At 62.4% G+C, this 21164-nt stretch carries 18 protein-coding genes; 12 read left to right on the top strand and 6 right to left on the bottom strand.

Translation table 11 applies throughout. The annotated features are described in order from the left end of the window. Positions 1-255: 255 nt before the first annotated feature. From ACVWWJ_RS19405 to ACVWWJ_RS19385, 5 genes are all read left to right on the top strand, one after another. Complete coding sequence (locus ACVWWJ_RS19405; RefSeq protein ID WP_456969131.1) at positions 256-2091, top strand: hypothetical protein; 1836 nt, start codon at positions 256-258, stop codon at positions 2089-2091. 147 nt (positions 2092-2238) lie between these two features. Continuing rightward, complete coding sequence (locus ACVWWJ_RS19400) at positions 2239-2979, top strand: class I SAM-dependent methyltransferase (protein ID WP_456969130.1); 741 nt, start codon at positions 2239-2241, stop codon at positions 2977-2979. Beyond that, entirely contained in the window at positions 2976-3578 is a 603-nt protein-coding gene (locus tag ACVWWJ_RS19395; protein ID WP_456969129.1) for an HAD-IB family phosphatase, read from the top strand. Before ACVWWJ_RS19400 ends, ACVWWJ_RS19395 begins: the two co-directional genes overlap by 4 nt. After that, a complete protein-coding gene (locus ACVWWJ_RS19390) occupies positions 3575-4213 on the top strand; it encodes an NTP transferase domain-containing protein (protein WP_456969742.1) in 639 nt (212 codons plus the stop codon). The genes ACVWWJ_RS19395 and ACVWWJ_RS19390 overlap by 4 nt, the downstream gene beginning before the upstream one ends. Positions 4214-4325: 112 nt before the next feature. Continuing rightward, entirely contained in the window at positions 4326-6410 is a 2085-nt protein-coding gene (locus tag ACVWWJ_RS19385) for an acyltransferase family protein (protein WP_456969128.1), read from the top strand. On the opposite strand, the gene ACVWWJ_RS19380 is transcribed toward ACVWWJ_RS19385, so the two are convergent. Genes ACVWWJ_RS19380 through ACVWWJ_RS19370 form a run of 3 tightly spaced genes read right to left on the bottom strand, consistent with a single transcriptional unit; the run spans position 6407 to position 10206 of the window. Further along, a complete protein-coding gene (locus ACVWWJ_RS19380) occupies positions 6407-8323 on the bottom strand; it encodes a M61 family metallopeptidase (RefSeq protein WP_456969127.1) in 1917 nt (638 codons plus the stop codon). The two genes, ACVWWJ_RS19385 and ACVWWJ_RS19380, sit on opposite strands and share 4 nt — an antisense overlap. Positions 8324-8374: 51 nt before the next feature. Then, entirely contained in the window at positions 8375-9025 is a 651-nt protein-coding gene (locus tag ACVWWJ_RS19375; RefSeq protein WP_456969126.1) for an HAD hydrolase-like protein, read from the bottom strand. Continuing rightward, positions 9025-10206: a phosphoglycerate kinase gene (locus ACVWWJ_RS19370; protein ID WP_456969125.1), complete on the bottom strand. Its 1182-nt coding sequence runs from the start codon at positions 10204-10206 to the stop codon at positions 9025-9027. The genes ACVWWJ_RS19375 and ACVWWJ_RS19370 overlap by 1 nt, the downstream gene beginning before the upstream one ends. Before the next feature lie 91 nt (positions 10207-10297). Between ACVWWJ_RS19370 and maiA the strand changes: the two genes are divergently transcribed. Continuing rightward, on the top strand, positions 10298-10945 hold the full coding sequence (maiA, locus tag ACVWWJ_RS19365) for a maleylacetoacetate isomerase (RefSeq protein WP_456969124.1): 648 nt from the start codon (positions 10298-10300) through the stop codon (positions 10943-10945). Positions 10946-11009: 64 nt separating this feature from the next. Here the strand turns inward: maiA and ACVWWJ_RS19360 are convergent, their stop codons facing one another. Both ACVWWJ_RS19360 and ACVWWJ_RS19355 read right to left on the bottom strand, forming a co-directional pair. After that, a complete protein-coding gene (locus ACVWWJ_RS19360) occupies positions 11010-11939 on the bottom strand; it encodes an IS110 family transposase (protein ID WP_456966652.1) in 930 nt (309 codons plus the stop codon). A gap of 317 nt (positions 11940-12256) precedes the next feature. Further along, a complete protein-coding gene (locus ACVWWJ_RS19355; RefSeq protein ID WP_159894299.1) occupies positions 12257-13366 on the bottom strand; it encodes a PilT/PilU family type 4a pilus ATPase in 1110 nt (369 codons plus the stop codon). A 97-nt stretch (positions 13367-13463) separates the two neighbouring features. Between ACVWWJ_RS19355 and ACVWWJ_RS19350 the strand changes: the two genes are divergently transcribed. The 6 genes from ACVWWJ_RS19350 (at position 13464) to ACVWWJ_RS19325 (ending at position 20026) form a co-directional block, all read left to right on the top strand. Continuing rightward, complete coding sequence (locus ACVWWJ_RS19350) at positions 13464-13991, top strand: DUF4398 domain-containing protein (protein WP_159894297.1); 528 nt, start codon at positions 13464-13466, stop codon at positions 13989-13991. Further along, on the top strand, positions 13991-14650 hold the full coding sequence (locus ACVWWJ_RS19345; RefSeq protein ID WP_159894295.1) for a DUF4398 domain-containing protein: 660 nt from the start codon (positions 13991-13993) through the stop codon (positions 14648-14650). The genes ACVWWJ_RS19350 and ACVWWJ_RS19345 overlap by 1 nt, the downstream gene beginning before the upstream one ends. A gap of 313 nt (positions 14651-14963) precedes the next feature. Then, entirely contained in the window at positions 14964-15191 is a 228-nt protein-coding gene (locus ACVWWJ_RS19340) for a YdcH family protein (RefSeq protein WP_046968544.1), read from the top strand. A gap of 186 nt (positions 15192-15377) precedes the next feature. Next, positions 15378-16748: a pyridoxal-phosphate dependent enzyme gene (locus ACVWWJ_RS19335; protein WP_456969123.1), complete on the top strand. Its 1371-nt coding sequence runs from the start codon at positions 15378-15380 to the stop codon at positions 16746-16748. A 15-nt stretch (positions 16749-16763) separates the two neighbouring features. Next, positions 16764-18593 carry a glutamine--fructose-6-phosphate transaminase (isomerizing) gene (glmS, locus tag ACVWWJ_RS19330; protein WP_456969122.1) on the top strand — a complete coding sequence of 610 codons (1830 nt, stop codon included), beginning with the start codon at positions 16764-16766 and terminating at the stop codon, positions 18591-18593. Between the two features lie 92 nt (positions 18594-18685). Beyond that, positions 18686-20026 carry a hypothetical protein gene (locus tag ACVWWJ_RS19325; RefSeq protein ID WP_456969121.1) on the top strand — a complete coding sequence of 447 codons (1341 nt, stop codon included), beginning with the start codon at positions 18686-18688 and terminating at the stop codon, positions 20024-20026. Between the two features lie 11 nt (positions 20027-20037). Here ACVWWJ_RS19325 and ACVWWJ_RS19320 read toward each other — a convergent pair whose 3' ends face one another. Next, positions 20038-21144 carry an acyltransferase family protein gene (locus ACVWWJ_RS19320; RefSeq protein WP_456969120.1) on the bottom strand — a complete coding sequence of 369 codons (1107 nt, stop codon included), beginning with the start codon at positions 21142-21144 and terminating at the stop codon, positions 20038-20040. Positions 21145-21164: the final 20 nt, after the last annotated feature.

The raw sequence follows: 21164 nt of genomic DNA, 5'->3' as shown, positions 1-21164 counted from the left end.
TGGACCGAACACGGCGGCGCCGCAGTTACCGGACGCTGTATCTACGTCGATCTGGCGCACGACAATCCTACATACCTGCTGACAAACCTCTGGATCGCGAAGTACGTCCAGCGGCGGCTTGGCACACGCTTGGTCGGACTGACCGTGTCGTCGATCAAGGGGGCACCGCATTTCGACGCCGTCGCCGTCCGGCGCCTTGCAGAGTCATTCCTTGTCGACGAAGTGCGCTCCATCGACGACGATGCTTTCGAGGATGTGGAACTGGCCGAGGCGTTTGTCCGGGCGGTCGAAGGGCTCAAGGGGCATGCCTTGCGCCAGGCGGTGCTTTCATTCGCGAGCGCCGTCGACCCGGACATCGGTTGGGTGCTGTACGACTCCTGGATACGTCAGGAGATGATTGGCAGCTTCAATGAGCCTTCCCCCGAACTCATAGCGTGCGCCAGGCGGCTCCTTCGGGCGCGTCGCGGTACCCGCGCCGTGATGGCGGAGCAGCCCATCGCTGCAAGTGTCGTCGGCCACTATCACTACAGTCCCTACGCATGGATGGCCCGCGAGGCGGTCGCCAACGGCGCCCCGGCATATTTCCAGTCACTGCTGCTGCCGGTGAGTCTGCGCCGCTTCAGGACACTTGAAGATTTTCGCCGAGGGCGCAGCGTCGATTTCGTGCAGCGTTACCATGAAGACGTGCGTAGCAAGCTGCGCGATGAGCAGCTCGATTCGTTCAGTCGACGAATGTTCGATGTGCAGGGCGGCGTTCGGCAGTTCTTTCGGACGATGACGCAGGCTGCAACGATCGATTCCCGCGACGACGCGCTGCGGCACCTTTCTCTGGATCCTGCGCTTCCCACGGTTTGCATCTATGTACCTGCGCTGTGCGGGCCACCGCATTGCTTCGGTCCTCTGGCCTTCGATGACAACGGAGACTGGCTCAAGGTCTCGCTAGGCATTGCTACGGAAACGCCTGCAGTCAACTTCCTCGTCAAAGTGCATCCGCAGGACGCTACTTACGATGTATCCGGCCTGGTTGCACGTTGCGCTGCTACGTTCGGCGGCCACGCCAATATCAGATTCCTCGATCCGGATGTCCCTCCCAATCAGGTCGCGGCCATGTGCGACCTCGCCGTCACGGTCAGCGGCACGCCGGGCTACGAACTGGCGGCCCGTGGCGTGCCAACGCTGGCCGCGGGTCCGAGCCGATACAGCGGGCTGGGTTTTTGTATCGATGCCACTTCGCTGGATACTTATCGTGCGTGGCTCTCGGATCCGCGTAAGGCGGTCGTCAGCAAGGCCGATATGCGTGACGCACTGGCCTTCATGTTTTTTGAGATGTCCGCGGCGCGGTCACAGTCGATCTTCCTGCCCGCCATGCGATTCATCGGCACGGCGGAATTCTGGATCGAAGGTACACGTCGATTGCGTGCGGGCCTGCCTGAAGAAGACGCGCTGTGGCGCAACCTGTCGTACATGCTCGATGCCGATCTGCCGTTTCTCCTCAATGTCGACATCGTCGCCAGCGATGCCACGCCGCCGCCTTCGCGCACCAGCGCCGAAGTAGGACTTGCCGGGTTGCACGCGCTTGGTCTGCAAGGCCAACGTCGCCTGGAGCACGCACTACGAGATGCACAGCAAGTGGTAAAGGGTATCGACGCCGAACGTGAAAGGACGGCGGTATTCATGGCGGCGCTACTCGGCCCGGAGCGGGTCCTGCGATTCGGCGCAGGGCAGCCTGGAAATGTCTTTCTGGGGCAGGGCTGGAGCGCTCCGGAGGAAGGCGGTATCTGGACAGACGGCGGAATCGCCGGAATCGAGCTGCCTTCGTTACCTTCCGGGGTCGTTTATGTCATGGAATGTTACGGCTATGCGACAGCGGAATCGCCGGAGAGGACGCTGCTCCTCCAATGCAACGACGGGCCCAGAGTTGCGGCTAGCCTGCGACTGGGCGAAGGCCCGAAGGAAGTTCGCCTCCCAGCGGGAAGTTCTGCGGGCTCTACGAAATTTCGTATTTTCGTTGAAAATCCGTTGGTTCCCGAAGAAGGTACGCGCCGTCTAGGACTCTGGCTCCAGGCCATCAGGGTGCAGCCAGCGCATTGACCGGGCGCGGAATATCGTGAAGCGTGGGTAAAGATGTCAACGGTGTGGCGGGTTGGGCGTTGCAATAAAAGGTTCACAAACCTTACGCTTTTTTTTTAGGGCGTTGGGGGTGATTCCCGCTCAATCATTTGCACCGAGACTATGGATATGTCTGAAAAAACTGGACCGACACGTGTCGTAGGCGACCGCCGCGCGCTGGATTACGGCACGACCTCCGCGTTCTTCGAAGCTCGTGGACGTGTTGCTGGCGATAACCCCCTCACCGCCACGATGTATCAGAGCGCGGATCTTGCGACCCGTCGTGATGCCGAGGAAAAAGCCAGGATTTTGCCGCTTCTGAGTGTTGCCGCAGCTGATCGTGTCCTCGATCTTGGCTGTGGGACCGGACGCTGGGCAGAAGCGATTGCCCCAGGCGTCGATGCGTATTTGGGTATAGATTTCTCTGAAGCTCTGCTCGACGTTGCTCGCACCCGCGCGCCGAAAGCCGTATTTCAGTCGATGAACGTGGCTGCGCTCGACGCGACGGCGCTGGCGCTGCCGGCTCCGTTCACCGTCATAATCTGCTCTGGCATTCTCATTTACATCAACGATGACGATATTCGCGCCCTGTTTCGTGCGATTTCGTCGGTTGCCGCAGCTTCGTGTCGTATCTACCTGCGCGAACCCATGGCGGTCGACAAGAGGCTCACCCTCGACCGTCATTGGTCGGACGAGCTGCAGGACCATTACAGCGCCATCTACCGCACCCGCGACGAATACCTGGAACTGTTCGCGGATCTCGCGGGATTCCAGGTGCGCGACGAAGGCGAGCCCTTCTCCCAGGAATTGCAGAATCGTGCCGACACGCGGCAGCGCTACATGCTGCTCTCGCGGTCGTCGGATCGATGAGTACGCAGTTCTGCTTCGACCTGGATGGCACCATCAGCCGCCAGGAGATCCTTCCCGCGATCGCGTCCGAGGTCGGCCTTTCCGAAGAGATCGCACTGCTTACCAGCCTCACGATGCGTGGGTTGGTGCCGTTCGAGAGCAGCTTTCGCCTTCGTTGCCGGATTCTCAGGGAAGTGCCGGTGAGCCGGGTGCGGGAGATCGTGGCGGATATACCACTCGACTCACACGTCGAGGAATTCATCCGGCTCAACCGCGAACGTTGCGCCATCGTGACCGGCAACCTTGACGCCTGGGTAGGTGGACTGATTGAGCGCCTCGGGTGCCGCGCTTTCACATCGAAGAGCCGGGTCCAGGACGACCGGCTCGATGGCGAGGCAAGCATGTTGCGCAAGAGCGAGGCCGTAGGCGCCCTGCGTAGGCAAGGCGCGGGGCTGGTCGTCGCTGTCGGAGATGGTTTCAACGATATTCCCATGTTCGAGGCTGCCGATGTCGGTGTCGCCTTCGGCGGCGTGCATCCACCCGTCGTTGAAGTGGTCGAACAGTCCAATTACGTTGTGTACGGAGGAGAGGCCCTTTGTCGGCTATTGAACACGTTGTGATCGCAGCGGCTGGTCTTGGTAGCCGTCTAGGGCATGGTTTGCCAAAGTGCCTTGTCGAAATCGACGGGGTGACGCTGATCGAAAGGCAGCTCGCGCTTTTCGCGGATGTCCGGGATATTCGCGTCGTCGTCGGATACATGGAACACGCGGTCATCGAGGTTGTCAGCCGCCTGAATCGCAATGTGATCTTCGTGCGAAACCCCGACTTTCGAACCACGACTACCCAGGACAGCTACGCCCTCGGTGCGGAAGGCCTGGAGGGGCGATGCGTCTTTCTGGACGCCGATATCATCTTCGAGGCGGAAAGTCTTTCGCGCTTCATGGAGGCAGCGCGACGCAGCGAACTCACCGTTGGTGTTACCGAGGCGAAGACAGATGATGCCGTCTACGCCAAGGTCGAGTTGGCGCCCGACGGACGGATGCAAGTGGTCGGGTTCGCGCGCGACGAGGCAGCCACCTACGAGTGGGCGAACATTGTCTGCGCGCCCGCCAGCGCGTTCTATCGGGGCCGCGGTCCCGTCTTCGAAACACTTAGTGAGTACCTCCCTGCCTTTGCCCACTCGGTCGTGAGTTACGAGATCGATACCGAGCAGGATCTGGCGCGGGCCAAGGAATATCTGCGTAGCGTGGCTTGAGCCTCAACAGGGAGGCGCTACGGTCCGGCGTAAGGATAGGCCTGGTCGATATCGCAACTTTAAGCGACGCAGCCTTGTTACGCTTCGCAGCTGACGAAGCAACGCGCCCGACATGACTGCATCCACACGCCACGCCTATTTTCCTTTCATTGATGGTCTCCGGGCCATCGCCGTCGTCTCTGTTGTTCTCTACCACCTGAAGGCCACGTGGCTTCCTGGCGGGTTTGCGGGCGTCGACATCTTCTTCGTCATTTCGGGCTTCGTCGTGAGCGCGTCGGTGGGTTTGCGCCCGGCGGAGTCTATGCCTTCGTTCGAGCTGTACTTCCTCGCGCGTCGCCTGCAACGGATCGCCCCGGCGCTCATTGCATGCCTGCTGCTGACGGCCGCGGTGTCGGCCCTCATCATTCCCGATGCCTGGTTGAGTGAAAACAACCAGCAGACGGGGCTGTACGCGTTCTTCGGATTCAGCAACTTCATTCTTTCGCACAATCCGAACGCGTATTTCTCGCCGATCTCCGAGTACAACCCCTACACGCACACCTGGTCGCTGGGTGTCGAAGAGCAGTTCTATCTGCTCTTCCCGTTGCTGTTCTGGGCATGGTTGCGGGGTGGGCGCTGGCGGTATGGGGTGGTCGCAACCTTTGGTCTGCTTGGCGTGGCGTCTTTGGGGTATGCGCTCCGCGAGCGCGGTATCGATGCTTCGGCCGCGTTCTATCTTCTTCCTTCCCGCTTCTGGGAACTCGCCGCAGGAGCGTTGCTATATCAGGGGATGGCCCTCTCGGGCCGCCGCTTCGACGTTTCCACGACAGTGACGGCCCGCTGGTGGACGATGCCTGGCGCATCGCTTGGCTTCGTCGCCATGGCCTACGGGCTGTGGACCGGAGACCCGCAGATGTTCCCCGCTCCCGGCGCACTACTTCCCGTCGTGGGTACCGTCGCCGTACTGGGCCTCCTGCATGGGGCATCCGCAAAGGCGCTGCTGGTCCGCGCCCTGACGCTGGCCCCTATCCAGTGGCTGGGGCGGATTTCGTACTCGTTGTACCTGTGGCATTGGCCTGTTTTCGTATTCTTTCGCTGGACGTGCGGACTGGATACGCCGCTCGCGCAGTTCGCCGCTACCTTCATCGCCATCGTGCTTGCCCACGCATCATGGCGATTCATCGAAAACCCGCTCCGCCGCGCGGCGTGGATTCGCACTGCTCCGCGACTCGCTATCGTCGTCGGTGGCGGCTTCGTCCTGATGGCCGGTGCCGGTGTCCAGCGATTCGTCAACCATCATCAGCAACGGATTTCGTTGAGCCAGGTCGGGCGCCACGCCGATGACTGGTATCCCACCCAGGAACTGCCGGCGCACTCGTCCGACGGTTGCAGGGTGACCCAGACGGCGGCGCAGGTCGGTGACGGTGTTCGGATCACTTACCAGCGAACGGGATGTGCCGCCCTCGCGACAGCGCCCGACGTGGCCGCCATTGGGGACTCTCACGCTCTTGCCTTCGCGTCGATGTTCTCAGCATATGCATTACAGACGGGCGCGACAGTCAATCTCTACAACAATGCCGGTTGTCCGTTCCTCAGCCTGCAGCCCTGGCGTGAGCAGGCGGCGCCGTGCCCGGCAAGCGCGAAGGCAGCACAAAACGATATCCTGGCCCGCCTGAAACCGGGCGACGTGGTCTTCCTGCCGTCCCTGCGCATGCCGCGCGTCGTCGATCAGTGGGCGCGATCGCCTGATGCCATTGTGCAGAACCAGGTCTTCGGCAAGGACGCAGTCGAAGGGCGCGAGAGCGCCGTTGCGGCAGGGACGGCCATTCTGGCGTCATTCCATTCGCGTGGCGCCAATACCGTAATCGAAGCACCCAATCTCATCCTCAACTCACCGGCATTCCGCTGCGCGGACGTCTGGACGCGGAGTAATCCGATTTGCGTTGGTGGCTCCACAGTCGATCGCGCGGCCTTTGTAAGGCTGCGTCAGCCCGCGTTCGACGCGGTGAGCCGCCTGGCCGCCGGCGTTCCCGGAAGCCGCGTGTTCGATGCCTTCCCGATTCTCTGCCCGGCTGGCCCCGCCTGCGACACCTACCGCGACCGGCGTCCCCTGTTTTTCGACGGCGACCATGTGAGTGCTTACGGCAACAGCTTGCTCCTGCCTTTCTTCGAGGACCTCATGCGCGAGACGGGCTCACCTCGCGCGAAACGCGGCTAGGGCAGCGGCTGCAGCAATGTGTTGAGAATGTCACGGGATCCATCGATCCGTTGCAGATGCGGATAGCGCAGCGGACCCGTCGGCTTGACGTTGACGGTCGACGTCGTCCCGTCAGTGGTGACAGCCAGTCGGAGGGGCGCGGGGTGCAGGACTTTAAGTGCGTCATCGAGGAGTTCGGGAGAAAAAGCTTTTCCGTATACAGCGTCGATCCGCGAACCGGGGGCGAGGCCCGCGCGAAATGCAGGCCCGTTCCACGAGACAGTCTTCACCACGCCACCCTTGCCGATCGTGAGCCCGATGGCGCTAGAGAAATCGCGCGCCCCGGCATCGATCTCACTCTGCTTCGAGTACTCCGACGGCGTTCCGTCGAAGACCAGGCGGTAGCCCTCGTGCTCGAGCCCGTCGATCACGTGTGCCGGATCGTGCGTGTCGAGACGTGAGCGCAGGAACGTGGCCCAGTCATCGGGAGCGATTTGCTGCAGGGCTGCGCAGACATCGTTGAAGGTATATGTCGAAGTCGTCATGTCGGCTTGCTTGCCACTGCCGAAGAAGTCTCGCGCAAAGTCGTCGAGGCTCTTGCTGTCGTGGGTCTTCTCACGAATCTCCGCATCGACGGCAAGCCAGAGGAGGACGCCTTCGCCGTAATAGTCCTCGCGGCGTTGCCAGTCCCTCCATGACAGCGGGTGGCCGGCAGCGATCAGTGGATCGTTCGTACTGTCCTGCAAGGTTTTCCACTCGCGTCCGCTCTGGCTAAGAACGCTCGCTGCGCCCACCGCAAGGGCATCGAGGGTTTCCTGCTTTGTGCGCAGTCCGGAACGCGCGGCGAGCACACGTCCCCAGAACTCGGTCTGCCCCTCGTACACCCATAGCAGGCTGCCGCGCATGGGCTCGTTGAACGTGGCCGACCAAAGGTCCGCAGGCTGCCGATAGCGGCCGTTCCACGAGTGAACGAATTCATGGGCGAGCAGGTCGCGGTCGACAAGGTAGTTCTCGTTGTGCCGGAAGAAATCCGGAGGAAGCACGTCGCTGCTCGACTGTGCCTGCTCGATGCCGCCGGGTCCGGGCAGGTCGTTGCTGAGGGCGAGCATGAAGTCGTAGTGGGCGTAGTGGCGTACCGGGAGGAGTTTTCGTGTCTGTTCCACCATGGCGCGAAGGAGACCCAGCTGGCCAGCATCGATTTTGACGTCGTCGGTGTTCGAAGCGAGCGTGGTCAGCCGTACCGGCGCATCGCCAAGGGCGCCTAGGTCGTATCGCTGCACGTGACGACCCGCGAACACCGGCGAATCGACCAGGGTCTCCAGTGACGTCGTGGTAAAGGCGCCGACTTCTCCCTTCTTGTCCTCGAGTGCGGTGACATAGGCGTAGCCCGACGGCAGCGTCAGATGCGCGTCCACCGGGATATTCCGAACGAACCAGCCGGCGGGGTAGAGCACCACGCTCTGCCATGGCACCGTGACGATGTCCGGTGTCGTCGTCACCAGACCCTGGCGTGAGGAGAAAGGCGACAGGTACTGGAAGTCCAGATCGAGCGTCTCGGCGCCCGAGGGGACATCCACATGGAAGGCAAAAGGATTGACCGTATCGCGCTGCCAGGCGAGAGGTCGGCCTTGCGCACGAATCGTGAGTCCCGCCAAGGCAGTTGCCGATGCGGTCGGCGCGTGGCTGCCGGTTTCCCACTGCGGATAAAGCAGTGTTACCGGGCCGCCTGCCTGTACCGGCATCGTCTCGTGCACACGGTAGATGCGCTGCGCAGTGTCCGTGGCATCGACGTGCAGTCGGATTACGCCCGTGAACGGGCTATCGCGCGGCGCGGGAATCGACGGCGGGTGGGGCAGCGGCTGCGGCCCCTCCGATGCGTGCGCCGAGGCGGCGGTGATCAGGGCGAGAACGACGAACCGACCGATACCCTGCATGACGCGCCAGCCTGAGTTGTATGTGGAACGATGCTTCTACCGTTGGGCAGGTTAATCGGCCATGACCGCCGCAGTGACCTTCGCAATATCGGCAGGCGTGCCTACGACCTTCCATGCGCCAGCGCCTTCGAGCTCTTCGCGATCGCCGAAGCCCCAGAGCACGCCGATACCGCGCACGCCGTTGGCCACAGCACCTTCCATGTCATAAAGACGGTCGCCAATCATGATCGTGTCTTCCGCCGGCTGGCCAAAGTCGGCAAGGGCAGCCGCGATCATCGTGGCTTTCTCGCTGTGCGACGTAGACAGGTCAGGGGCGTAAACGCGCTCGAACAGATGGCCGAAGGGCAGGTGGGCGATGATCGGCCCCGCGTGCGGAAGCGGCTTACTGGTGACGACCGCTAGCCGATGGCCGGCTGCGGACAGCGAGGCGATCAGCTCGGGAATGCCTTCGTACACCGTGTGCTCCGACCAACCCACGTCGCGGAAGCGATCGCCGTACGCGGCGACGGCAGCTTCAATGCGCTCGTTGTCGTCGCCGAGAATGGCGGCGTAGCTCACACGCAGCGGCGGCCCCACCCAGGCACGCAGGGCGGCGTCATCGGGCGCCTCCGCGCCGACGGCCGCCAGGGAATGGCGGACGCCGGCGAAGATGCCGATTTCGGAATCGATGAGGGTGCCGTCGAGATCGAAGAGGTACAGCATTACTTCTTGTCCGCGCGGGCTTTGAGCGCCGCAACTGCCGGCAGCTCCTTGCCTTCGAGGAATTCGAGGAAGGCGCCGCCACCGGTGGAGATGTACGAAACGCCGTCTTCGATGCCGTACTTGTCCACGGCAGCCAGTGTGTCACCGCCGCCAGCAATGGAGAAAGCCTTCGACGCGGCGATGGCGCGCGCGAGCGTCTCGGTACCCTTGCCGAACGCGTCGAACTCGAACACGCCGACCGGGCCGTTCCACACGACGGTGCCGGCCTTGGCGATCAGCTCGGCGTAGCGCTTGGCGGTGTCCGGGCCGATGTCGAGGATCATCTCGTCATCCGCAACGTCGCTGACGTTCTTGACCGTGGCCTTGGCCGTGGCGGAGAACTCGGTGGCGACCACCACGTCGGTCGGCACCGGTACCTCGGCTCCGCGCGACTTGGCGTCGGCCATGATCTTCTTCGCGATGTCGAGCAGGTCGGCTTCGACCAGCGACTTACCGACCTTGTGGCCTTCGGCGAGGATGAAGGTGTTGGCGATGCCGCCGCCGACGATCAGCTGATCCACGCGGCCTACGAGGTTCTGCAGCAGCTCGAGCTTGGTCGAGACCTTGGAGCCGGCGACGATGGCGAGCAGCGGCTTGTCCGGGTTTTCCAGCGCCTTGCCCAGCGCGTCGAGCTCCTTCGCCAGCAGCGGACCCGCAGCGGCGACCGGCGCGAAACGGATCACACCGTGCGTGGACGCCTGGGCGCGATGCGCGGTACCGAACGCGTCCATGACGAAGACATCGCACAGCGCGGCGTACTTCTTCGAAAGCGCTTCGTCGTCCTTGCCTTCGCCGACGTTCATGCGGCAGTTCTCCAGCACCACCACCTCGCCTTCGGCGACGTCCACGCCATCAAGGTAGTCACGCACCAGGCGCACGTCCTTGCCGAGCTTCTTGCCGAGCCATTCGGCGACCGGCTTGAGCGAGGACGCTTCGTCGAACTCGCCTTCCTTGGGACGGCCCAGGTGAGAGATGACCATGACCTTCGCACCGGCGTCGCGCGCGGCGACGATGGTCGGCAGGGAGGCATCCAGGCGCTGGGTGGAGGTGATCTTCCCGTTTTCCACCGGGACGTTGAGGTCCTCGCGGATCAGCACGCGCTTGCCGCGCAGGTCGAGGTCTTGCATGCGGATGACGGACACGTTGGACTCCAGCTTCGGTTCGGAGAAACGCCCATTGTATGTGGGAGCCGCTTCAGCGGCGATAATTGCCCGGTCCGCAGAAGGAACCGACATGTCCCTCGTCCTCTATACCTACTGGCGCTCCAGCGCCGCCTACCGCGTCCGGATCGCCCTGAACCTCAAGGGGCTGCCGTATGAGGCCCGCCCGGTTCATCTGTTGACCGACGGCGGCGAGCACCTGAAACCTGCCTACTGCGACATCTCGCCCCAGGCCCAGCTGCCGACCCTGCTCGATGGCGATCGCACGATCCGCCAGTCCATGGCCATCCTCGAATATCTGGATGAGACACGTCCGGAAGTGCCCCTCATGCCCACCGATCCACTGGGCAGGGCTCGCGTCCGCGAACTCATGCAGGCCGTGGGCACGGATATTCACCCGCTGGGCAACCTGCGGGTGCTGAGGGCAATCGAGGCGGGGTTCGGGGCGGACCAGGAGGCCAAGGCGGTGTGGTCGCGGCGGTGGATCAAGAAAGGCTTCGATGGGATCGAGGCTTTGTTGGCACGGGGGCAGACCGGGCAGTTCAGCCATGGCGACACGCCGACCCTGGCTGACTGCTGCCTGGTGCCGCAGTTTTACAACGCGGTGCGCTGGGGGGTGGATCTGGAACCGTACCCGACGATCCGGCGGGTGGTCGAGGCGTGCCAGGTGCTGGAGGCGTTCAAGCAGGCTGCGCCTGAGGCGCAGCCGGACGCTCAGTGACAGGGCAAATCTTTGTGTGGCGGGGCTTTGTATGGGGGGCTTTGTGTGGGAGCAACTGTCTTTTTCAGACAGCCGCCTCATGCCGCCAGCCGACCTGGTCACGGACCATCGCATTGATCGCCGTGATCAGCCATCGCATGCAGGCGACGAGAGCCACCTTGGCCACTTTTCCTCGCGCCCGTAGGGCGCGGTAGCGCTCTCCGAGGGCGCTGCCTTTGGTTCGGATGGCTCCCCAAGCCGCCATATACAGCGCGCGCCGCACGATCCAGCGGCCGGCACGCACATGCCGGGCGCCGTCGCGGCGACCGCTCTGGTCGACGTAAGGCGCCACACCGACCAGGGCGGCAATCTGCTGCCGTGTCAGCTGGCCCAGTTCGGGTAAATACGCGATCAGCGTCGCTTGCACGACGGGTCCGACGCCCGGCACCTCGCGCAATCGCGATGCCGGATCAACGTCCTTCGTCGCCGTTGCAATCTGTCGGTCCAGGTCGCGGATTTGCATGCTGGCCGCATCGATCATGGCCTGTAACGCTTGGCGAGCCGCCGTCAGCCTCGTCTGCTTCAGCCGCCGGAAGTTATCGTCGCGCTGGCTCACCATCTGCAAACGGCAACGTACCAGCTCGGCCAGGTCGGCGCGCTCGGGTGCCGGCGTCTGATAAGGCTGCGGCGTGATATGCGCGGCCATCCGCGCCAGGATCTGCGCGTCGAGCGAGTCGTTCTTGGCGAAACGCCCCATCGCTCTTGCGTAAGCCGTGGCGCGATGCGATGCCAGCCGGGTGACGCAATAACCCGCTTGCGCCAAGGCATCGACGATGCCTCGCTCGTAACCGCCCGTCGCTTCGATCGCGATATGCGGCACGTCCAAAGGCGCCAGAACGTGCAGTAAAGCACGGTGGCCTTCGGCCGTATTAGCGAAGCGCTCGCAGCGCTCCCCAGGAAAAAAACCCACGTCCAGCATGGATTTACCGGTGTCGATTCCTACATGGATGCTCATGACTTCACTCCGGAGTACGATCGGAAGTGAGAGCACCTCCACCATGCCCCGGCTTGTGAATTCGAGGTACGACTCGGGCAACTGTTCGGGCTATTGGTGGAGGGAGTGCGGCAGCCCCAGCTCCCACACGTGCTCGCAGCACCGCCGATGACGGGCTTGCCGCACTCCGCTCTCACCCCTAAGCCTACGCCGGTCCTAAGACACAAGCCGATTTATCGGCGATTGGCGTTACCGCTTCACCGCTTCGTTGGCTTTTCGCCGCTGAAGCGGCTCCCACAGATCCCCTTTTCGCCGCTGAAGCGGCTCCCACATTTCCCTTAAACGCCGATGCCGTAGGGATCGCTCGAGGCGAACTCGTTGCTGGTTGAACCCTCGGACAGGCGGATCTTCAGGGCCAGGCCATCGCGCGAGTCGGCCTTGTTCAGGGTTTCCTCGAGGGTGATGTACCCGTCCTTGTACAGCCGGTACAGCGACTGGTCGAAGGTCTGCATGCCTTCCTGCAGGCTGCGGTCCATGGCGTCCTTCACCTCGTGGATCTGGCCGCGACGGATCATGTCGCGGATCAGCGGGGTATTGAGGAGCACCTCGGTCGCCGGCATGCGACGGCCGTCCTTGCCGATCACCAGGCGCTGGCTGATCACCGCACGCAGGTTCAGGGCCAGGTTCATCAGCACGTTCTTGTGCGAGGCCTCCTGGAAGAAATTCAGGATGCGCTCGAGGGTCTGGTCCGCATTGTTCGAATGCAGGGTGGCCAGGCACAGGTGACCGGTTTCGGAGAAGGCGATGGCAGCCTCCATGGTCTCCGTGTCGCGGATCTCGCCGATCATGATCACGTCCGGCGCCTCACGCATCGCGTTCTTCAACGCCTCGTGGTAGCTGTGCGTGTCCAGGCCCACCTCGCGCTGATTGATGATCGAGCGCTTGTGGCGGTGCAGGTACTCGATGGGATCCTCGATGGTAAGGATATGGCCCGAGCTGTTGTTGTTGCGGTGGTCCAGCATGGCCGCCAGCGTGGTCGACTTGCCGGAGCCGGTGGCGCCGACGCAGAGGATCAGTCCGCGCGGCTCCATGATCAGGTCACGGAAGATGGTCGGCAGGCGCAGCTCTTCCAGCGAGGGGATCTCGCTTTTGATCGCACGGATGACCATGCCGATCTCGCCGCGCTGCTTGAACACGTTGATGCGGAAGCGCCCGGCCTCTTTCACGGCCAGGGCCATGTTGAGCTCGAGGTCGCGCTCGAACTGGGGCACCTGCCCCTCGTCCATCAGCGAATAGGCGATTTTCTTGACCATGCCACTGGGCAGGCCCGTGTTTCCTAACGGGTAGAGCTTGCCTTCCACCTTGATGTTCACGGGGGCACCCGTCGTCAGGAACATGTCCGACGCGCCCTTGTCCACCATTAGCTTCAGGAAATAACCAATATCCACCTAAACCCCCGGGCATTCGCATTACAATCGAGACGAGGTCTCCCTAGACCTTCATATATCGACAATATCTCGCAAACCTGTAAGAGGATAACGAGTGATGGTGCACATCTTGCCGTCGAAAGCCCTTTCCAAGGGCCGCCGGCTCCTCGCCCTGGCCTCCTTAGGCCTGGCGATCGCTACGCTCGCTGGCTGTGCCAGCGCCCCGCCGCCGGACGGTGCCATGAATCAGGCACTTGCCCAGCTCCAGGCGGCGCGCGACGCCGGTGCTGCCGATTATGCGCCAGTCGATCTCGACTATGCGCAGGGTAAGTTCCGCCAGGCGCAAACCGCCATGGCGAGCCGCAAGTATGACGAGGCGGCCGTGCTGGCCGACGAGTCGCGAGCGGATAGTGAACTGGCCCGGGCCAAGGCCCGCCTGGGTGCCGCCCGTGCCCAGAACCAGACCAAGAGCCAGGAGAATTCGCGTATGCGCGTCGAGATGATCGACAACCACGCGAACGACACGGTGCCGATCCCGACCAACGTGCAGGAAACCGAAAGTGTCCTGCCCGAGGCGACCGACACCACGCCGCCGCCCGTGGGCGGACAGACCCAGCCGCTGAACGACCATCAGGGAGGCCAGTGATGAAGCGCACGACTATCCTCCTTTCCGCCCTGGTTCTTGCCGTGTTTTCGGCAGGGTCGGCCATGGCCGCCACGGACGACCTCGATATCCGCCGGCTGAACTCCAGCCTGGACCAGCTCTCGGCTGATCCCGTCCTCGGCGGGTACGCCCAGGCCGAACAGGCCCGGGCCCGCGAAGCGATCAATCAGATGGCGCAGTTCAAGCCCAAGGAAAAGGAACACGCGCACTATCTGTATATCGCAGAGCGTCGCGTGGACATCGCCAAGGCGATGGCCCAGTTCCAGGACGCGCAGAGCAAGTCGGCCCAGCTGGACCGCGAGCACGATTCCATCCTGCTCGAGGCCAGTCGCCTCGACGCGGAGATGGCACGTCGCCAGCTCGAGCAACAGCGCGCCCAGAACCAGATGATCCAGGAAGAGGCCGCCCGCCTGCAGCAGCAGGGCGTGGAGTACTCCCAGGCGCTGGATCAGGCCAAGGCCGAGGGCGACAAGGCCCGTCAGGTCGCGGCGGCGCAGGCCAAGGTCGCCAACGCGGCCAAGAAGCAGGCGGCCCTTGCCGAGGCCGCAGCGCGCGCCATGCGCGATGCCAGCTCCTCCGACGGTGCCGCCGACCCGGCGCCCACCCCGAAGCGAACGAAGAAAAGCAGCAACGGCAACTAAGGCAGCGACACCTGGGTACCTTGCCGGGTTGCCCTGTGGGAGCCGCTTCAGCGGCGATAGGGTGCTAGCGGATGAGATGCATGTTCCGCTTCGCAGGAATCGCCGCTGAAGCGGCTCCCACAGAAATCGGCCTGGGGCCCGCCACACGGCGGGCTCGAGGCTAATTCGCCGCGTAAACCGTTGCGCTCGCAACTATTTTTTCGTGGACGCGTTGAGAAAGATCGGTCTTGCGGCACCCCCTCGAGCGGAGTAGCTTCGAACTCCCGTCACGCGAAAAACACGTGATGGCCCTCCCCAACGCGAGGAGTTCGCTATGTTCGAAAACCAGCAGCGTGACGACGTCGAGAAGTTCATCCACGCCGATGCCGATACCCGTCGTCTCTTCTACCGCCACCAGGAACTCGACACCAAGCTGCATGACGCCAATATCGGCTGTCTGCCTATGGACGACCAAAGCCTGGCGGGTCTCAAGAAAGAAAAGCTGCAGGCCAAGGAGAAGCTCCAGCGAATGTGGGACAGCTGGCAGCAATCACGACACTGACCCGATCACCGGGTTCACTAATTCAGGAAAACGGGCACGGTAACGTGTCCGTTTTTTTATGGCCGGTCCCTACACCGTTTCGGATCGGCCGAGAAGCCGGGCATCGGTTCAGCGCGCCACCCTTTATCATGTGCGCCCATAGGGGCGGGGTCGCAGGGACCACGTCCGGAAAAAGACGGAGTTCCAATGAGTGTTCATGACAGCGTCCTCGATCTGATCGGCCACACCCCCATGGTGCGCGCCCAGCGTCTGGATACTGGCGTTTGCGAGCTCTTCCTGAAGCTGGAAAGCGCCAACCCCGGTGGCTCGGTGAAGGACCGCATCGGCATGTCCATGATCGAAGGCGCCGAGCGCGCCGGGAAGATCAAGCCGGGCGACACCCTCGTGGAAGGTACGGCTGGCAATACTGGCCTGGGCCTTGCCCTTGTCGCGCAGCAGAAGGGCTACCGCCTGGTGCTGGTCGTTCCCGACAAGATGAGCCGCGAGAAGATCTTCAACCTCAAGGCCATGGGTGCCGAAGTGGTGCTTACCCGCTCCGACGTGGCAAAGGGTCACCCCGAGTACTACCAGGACATGGCCGAGCGCATCGCGCGGGAAACGCCGGGGGCCTACTTCATCAACCAGTTCGGCAACCCGGACAACCCGCTGGCGCATCAGCAGACCACCGGCCCGGAAATCCTCGAGCAGATGGACGGCAAGGTCGACGCCATCGTCGTCGGTTGCGGTTCGTCGGGCACCATGAGCGGCCTTACGGCGTACCTTCGCGAGCACTCACCGCATACCCGTATCGTACTGGCCGATCCGGTCGGCTCCATCCTCGCCGAGTACATCAACGACGGCGTCCTGTCGGAGAAGTCGGGCAGCTGGATGGTCGAAGGCATCGGCGAAGATTTCCTGCCCTCGATCAGCGACTTCTCCATGGTCGAGAAGGCGTATGCCATCAGCGACAAGGAAAGCTTCCTTGCCGCGCGTGAGCTGCTGGCTAAGGAGGGCGTCCTCGGTGGTTCGTCCACCGGCACGCTGCTGTCCGCCGCGCTGAAGTATTGCCAGGAACAAACCGAGCCCAAGCGCGTCGTCACGCTGGTCTGCGACACGGGCAACAAGTACCTGTCGAAGATGTACAACGACTACTGGATGCTCGACAACGGCTTCCTCGAACGCGAGCGTTACGGCGATTTGCGCGACCTGATCCTGCGCCCTTACGCGCAGCGCGATACGGTCGTCATCAAGCCGGACGACATGCTGGTCACCGCCTACAACCGCATGAAGCTGTACGACGTCTCACAGCTACCTGTCATGGAGAGCGATCGCATCGTCGGCATCCTCGACGAATCGGACGTGCTGATGCACGTGCATTCGGACGAAGCCCGATTCCGCGATCCCGTCTCCACGGCCATGATCGCTTCGCCGGAAATGCTCCAGGTTCGCGAGCCGATCGATGCACTATTGCCCGTGTTCGAGAAGGGGCACGTGGCCATCGTCGTCGACGGCGAGCAGTTCCTGGGCCTGATCACCCGGATCGACCTGCTTAACTACCTGCGCCGCAAAGTCAATTAATTAAGGACAAGACCCATGTGTGGAATCGTCGCCGCCGTCGCGCAGCGTGATATCGCGCCCATCCTGATTGCGGGCCTGAAGGCCCTCGAATATCGCGGCTACGACTCCGCGGGCATGGCCATCGCCGACGGCGGCGAAATCCGCCGCGTCCGCGCGAAGGGCAAGGTCCGCGAGATGGAAGCCCTCTACGACGCCGACCCGGTGCCGGGCGGCACGGGTATCGCACATACGCGCTGGGCCACGCATGGCGTGCCGAGCGAGGTGAATGCGCATCCGCACGTGCAGGGCCGCATTGCCATCGTGCACAACGGCATCATCGAGAACTACGCCTCGCTCCGCGAAGGGCTCAGGGCCAAGGGCCGCACCTTCCATTCGGAAACCGATACCGAGGTCATGGGTGCGGTCATCGACGAGCACGTGCAGGCTGGTAAGTCGCTGCGGGAGGCCGTCACGGCCGCCGTGCGCGAACTGGAAGGCGCATACGCCATCGCGGTGATGAGCCTGGACGAGCCCGAACGCATCGTTGGCGCGCGTCGTGGTTGCCCGCTGCTTGTCGGTATCGGCATTGGTGAGCACTTCCTCGGCTCCGACGCTCAGGCGCTCATCAAGGTCACCAACCGGATGATGTACCTCGAGGAAGACGACGTCGTCGAGATCACACGTGACACGGTCGAGGTCTTCGGTCTTGATGGCCAGCGCGTTGACCGCACCGCCCACGAGAGTGAGATCAGCGCGGACTCCGTCGAGCGTGGCGAGTACCGCCATTACATGCAGAAGGAAATCTTCGAGCAGCCGCGGGCCGTCGCCGACACGCTGGAAGGCCGCATCGGCCCGCATGGCATCTTGCCGAACATCTTCGGCATCGATGCCGATCCGATTCTGGAAAAGACCCGCGCCATCCACATCGTCGCCTGCGGTACCAGCTACCACGCCGGCATGGTGGCGAAGTACTGGATCGAGCAGTTTGCGCGCATCCCGGTCGTCGTCGAGGTCGCCAGCGAGTACCGCTACCGCGATGTCGTCGTTCCGGAAAACACGCTTTTCGTCGCCGTGTCGCAGTCGGGCGAAACCGCCGACACGCTGGCCGCCATGCGCGAGTCGCGTCGTCGCGGCTACCTCGCCACGTTTGCGATCTGCAACGTGCCCGAGTCGTCGGTGGTCCGCGAGTCCGACCTGCGCCTGATGACGCGCGCGGGTCCGGAAATCGGCGTCGCTTCGACGAAGGCCTTCACCACCCAGCTCACCGCGTTCGCCTTGCTGGCGCTGGACCTCGGCCGCCGTCGCGGCCTGGACAGCGCGAAGTACCTTGAACATTGCAAGGAGCTGCAGTCGCTGCCGCGTTACATCGAGAACGCGCTGAAGATCGAGCCGGAGATCCTAAAGATCGCCGACCATTTCATCAACAAGCAGCATGCACTGTTCCTTGGTCGTGGTGCGCAGTTCCCAGTGGCGCTTGAGGGCTCGCTTAAGCTCAAAGAGATTTCCTACATCCACGCCGAAGCCTATCCCGCTGGCGAACTGAAGCACGGCCCCCTGGCTCTGGTGGACGAGAACATGCCCATCGTTGCCGTGGCGCCGAATGGCCCCTTGCTGGACAAGTTGAAGTCGAACCTGCAGGAAGTGCGTGCTCGCGGCGGCGAGTTGATTGTCTTCGCCGACGAGCGCGCCGAGATGGACGACGGCACCGAGCACGTGGCCATGGTCCGCGTCGACGGCGGTGGCGATCTTATCGCTCCGGCCGTGTTTACAATTCCGCTCCAGTTGCTGGCTTACCACGTGGCCGTGCAGCGCGGGACGGACGTGGATCAGCCGCGGAACTTGGCTAAGTCGGTCACGGTGGAATAAGCGTTCGGGCAGGGGATTCGCGGTTTCGCGCGAATCCCTCGCGTGGATAGACGGCTTCCGTTAGGCTAACCCGCTAATTTAAGGGGTTAAACATGGAACTCTCCTTTCGGCGGGAGCGGCCTCAGGCTGCGGCATTCGTTATCGTTTGTCTCTGCCTGTGGCTGCTGCACTGGACATCAGGCGTCACGTGGTTTCCAGCCGACGCGGGCTACTACTGGTCGCTCAGCGTCAAGGATCCTTCTGCGGTAATGACGCCGCTTCGCGGTTATGTCTACCCAGCGCTGCTGTGGCCGCTGAGGACACTGGGAGAAGCGTGTGAGCATCCCTTCCTGGTATTTCAGCTGGTCAGCGCGAGTGTTTACGCCTGGATGTTCACCGGTCCGATTTCGGACTTGTTTGCTCATGTTTTAGGGGGATTGCCCGGACTGGCCAAGCGAGTAGCCATTGCACTGCTTCCCGTGACTGTTTTCCCGGGTCTGTTTCTCTATCCCTTGTCCGATCTGCCCGCCTTGGTGCTCGTCTTACTTGCCACCCGCGCGATGCTCGCCACCTCTGGTCCGCAGTGGTGGTTGGCCGCGACACTGGCGGGCGCAGCGATGAGCGCCGCTTACAACATACGGACGATCTATCTCTTTACTTTCCTTGCAATGCTTCCGCTCATCGCATTTCACTTCATGAAGGGGCAGGCTGTCGTTCGCCGCGCCACGGCGATCGGCTTGGTTTTCTGTGGCGCCCTCGTAGTTGCCACTCCGCAAATGATCTTCAATCACGCACGGGGCGGCGCGGCAGTTCCCTGGCTTGAGGTTAGTGTGGAGGGTGGCTCATCGCTCATGGCTTCTCAGCTGTTGTGGGGCATCACGATGCAGAAGGCGATAGGCATACGCGGCGCAGATGAAGTGCATGGACTGTACTACCGGGATCCCGCTGGGGTCGCGATCCGTGCCGCTGAAGGCGGTCACTTCGTCGAAAGCTCAATTAAAGCTTATGCCGGACTCGTGCTTCGTCACCCCATGGCATTCGCGGGAATCGTGACCAGGCACGTTATCAACGGATTGGATGTGCGCGACGGAATGGTCTACGAGAAGCGCCGTCCGGAAGGTCGTGATTGGACGTCATTCGTGTGCGCCACGCTACTGTTCGCCGGAGTCGCGATCTGCCTCGGTAGCGAGATTCGCCTGCGAACACTTGTGCCCTTCGTTCCGGTGCTGCTGGCGGTCGCGGCTATCGCTCCAGGCGCCGTTGAAAGCCGGTTTTTCTTGCCGGTGTACGTTGTCCTGGCCGGAATGGCGATTGTCGCGTTCGAGCGGCGCGAAGTCGTTCGGTTCGTTGGCGCTCATTGCTGGAGCATCGCGATAACGTATGTGGCCTGGGTCGCGATCTTCTTGGCTGCTACGACGTCAGCCATGTCTGAGGGTATGCTTTCAATTCCGTGATTGGTACGGATTCAATTGCTCGTCGTATCCACGATGACGGGCGATGGTGCCGTAGATCTTGTATGGAAAAGCCGGACGAGACGCGTGCGTAGCGGGCTTTCGATCAGCAGGAAGAGACCGACGCTGGCGCTGACCGTGAATATGAACGTTGCGGTCTGTGCCATCCGCAATCCGAGAGGCAGCAACGTAGTTAGCAGCAGCTTTCCGTAGTACTGGTGAATCAGGTAAAAAGCGAAAGACGCTTCACCCAGAAGAATGGGCAGAGGCGCCGTGACAGTAAAACCCAATTGGTCCAATCGAGCGAGCGCCACGATGATGACGGCGAAAATTGGTGCGTAGGGGAATATCCACCACGCCCCCCCGATGGGGAGCCTGCCCATGATTTCGAACAAAGCGATGATGGCGATCGCCAGGACTGCTATCACGGTCTTTCTCGACAAGGCGAGCAAACCAGACTGGAGCATGACGAACAGCCCGATCCCGGTTAGGAACTCACCGACGCGAGACAGGGGAAGCCGGTACAGCCAGTAATGCGACCCGTCGGGATCGGTCCATGGAAGTGTTGCAGCCTGAGGATGCTGGACGAAGTACAACGCGCCGGCCAGGCCGATGCCCAGGCCTATAAGGGAGAATGCCGGCCCCTTGATGCGTTCACTCACGCCGGAGGTCAGGGCTGCAATCAGCGGGAAGACCGCGTAGAAAAACATCTCCGCCGACAGTGTCCAGGACACTGCGAGGATCGAGAATGCTAGGTTGATGTCGCGCAACCATGCTTGTGTGAAGGTAAGGAACCAAGGTAGCGCGGGGTTGCCGTTCACGTAGGCGGACCAGACCAGTGGCGCCGATACGACTGCCCATAGCGGCACAATACGTGCAAGGCGGTTCCAGTAGAAGGACGCTACTGCTTTTACCGTCGGTTGCCTGAGCCGTTCAAGGCTGGACGCCGCTATGACGAAGCCACTGAGAATGAAAAAGAAGGTGACACCAACATAGCCGTTCAGAAAAAAGTTGTGCCAGAACTTCGACTGCACGGCCGCATATTCAGCGGGGGTGCTGTGGTGCAGAAATACCAGGAATGCGGCGACAAAACGCGCGGCCGTTAAATTGTTGAATCGCATTCCCCTACTGTCCTTCCCAA

Source organism: Luteibacter sp. HA06, assembly GCF_054061215.1.
This window is presented reverse-complemented; position numbering and strand designations above follow the sequence as displayed.

Excerpts from the sequence above, each read along its gene's own strand:
- ACVWWJ_RS19325 (WP_456969121.1), top strand. The coding sequence starts at position 18,686 with ATGGAACTCTCCTTTCGGCGGGAGCGGCCTCAGGCTGCGGCATTCGTT.
- maiA (WP_456969124.1), top strand. The coding sequence starts at position 10,298 with ATGTCCCTCGTCCTCTATACCTACTGGCGCTCCAGCGCCGCCTACCGC.
- ACVWWJ_RS19400 (WP_456969130.1), top strand. The coding sequence starts at position 2,239 with ATGTCTGAAAAAACTGGACCGACACGTGTCGTAGGCGACCGCCGCGCG.
- ACVWWJ_RS19385 (WP_456969128.1), top strand. The coding sequence starts at position 4,326 with ATGACTGCATCCACACGCCACGCCTATTTTCCTTTCATTGATGGTCTC.
- ACVWWJ_RS19350 (WP_159894297.1), top strand. The coding sequence starts at position 13,464 with ATGGTGCACATCTTGCCGTCGAAAGCCCTTTCCAAGGGCCGCCGGCTC.
- ACVWWJ_RS19320 (WP_456969120.1), bottom strand. The coding sequence starts at position 21,144 with ATGCGATTCAACAATTTAACGGCCGCGCGTTTTGTCGCCGCATTCCTG.
- ACVWWJ_RS19375 (WP_456969126.1), bottom strand. The coding sequence starts at position 9,025 with ATGCTGTACCTCTTCGATCTCGACGGCACCCTCATCGATTCCGAAATC.
- ACVWWJ_RS19380 (WP_456969127.1), bottom strand. The coding sequence starts at position 8,323 with ATGCAGGGTATCGGTCGGTTCGTCGTTCTCGCCCTGATCACCGCCGCC.
- ACVWWJ_RS19340 (WP_046968544.1), top strand. The coding sequence starts at position 14,964 with ATGTTCGAAAACCAGCAGCGTGACGACGTCGAGAAGTTCATCCACGCC.
- ACVWWJ_RS19360 (WP_456966652.1), bottom strand. The coding sequence starts at position 11,939 with ATGAGCATCCATGTAGGAATCGACACCGGTAAATCCATGCTGGACGTG.
- glmS (WP_456969122.1), top strand. The coding sequence starts at position 16,764 with ATGTGTGGAATCGTCGCCGCCGTCGCGCAGCGTGATATCGCGCCCATC.
- ACVWWJ_RS19345 (WP_159894295.1), top strand. The coding sequence starts at position 13,991 with ATGAAGCGCACGACTATCCTCCTTTCCGCCCTGGTTCTTGCCGTGTTT.
- ACVWWJ_RS19395 (WP_456969129.1), top strand. The coding sequence starts at position 2,976 with ATGAGTACGCAGTTCTGCTTCGACCTGGATGGCACCATCAGCCGCCAG.
- ACVWWJ_RS19335 (WP_456969123.1), top strand. The coding sequence starts at position 15,378 with ATGAGTGTTCATGACAGCGTCCTCGATCTGATCGGCCACACCCCCATG.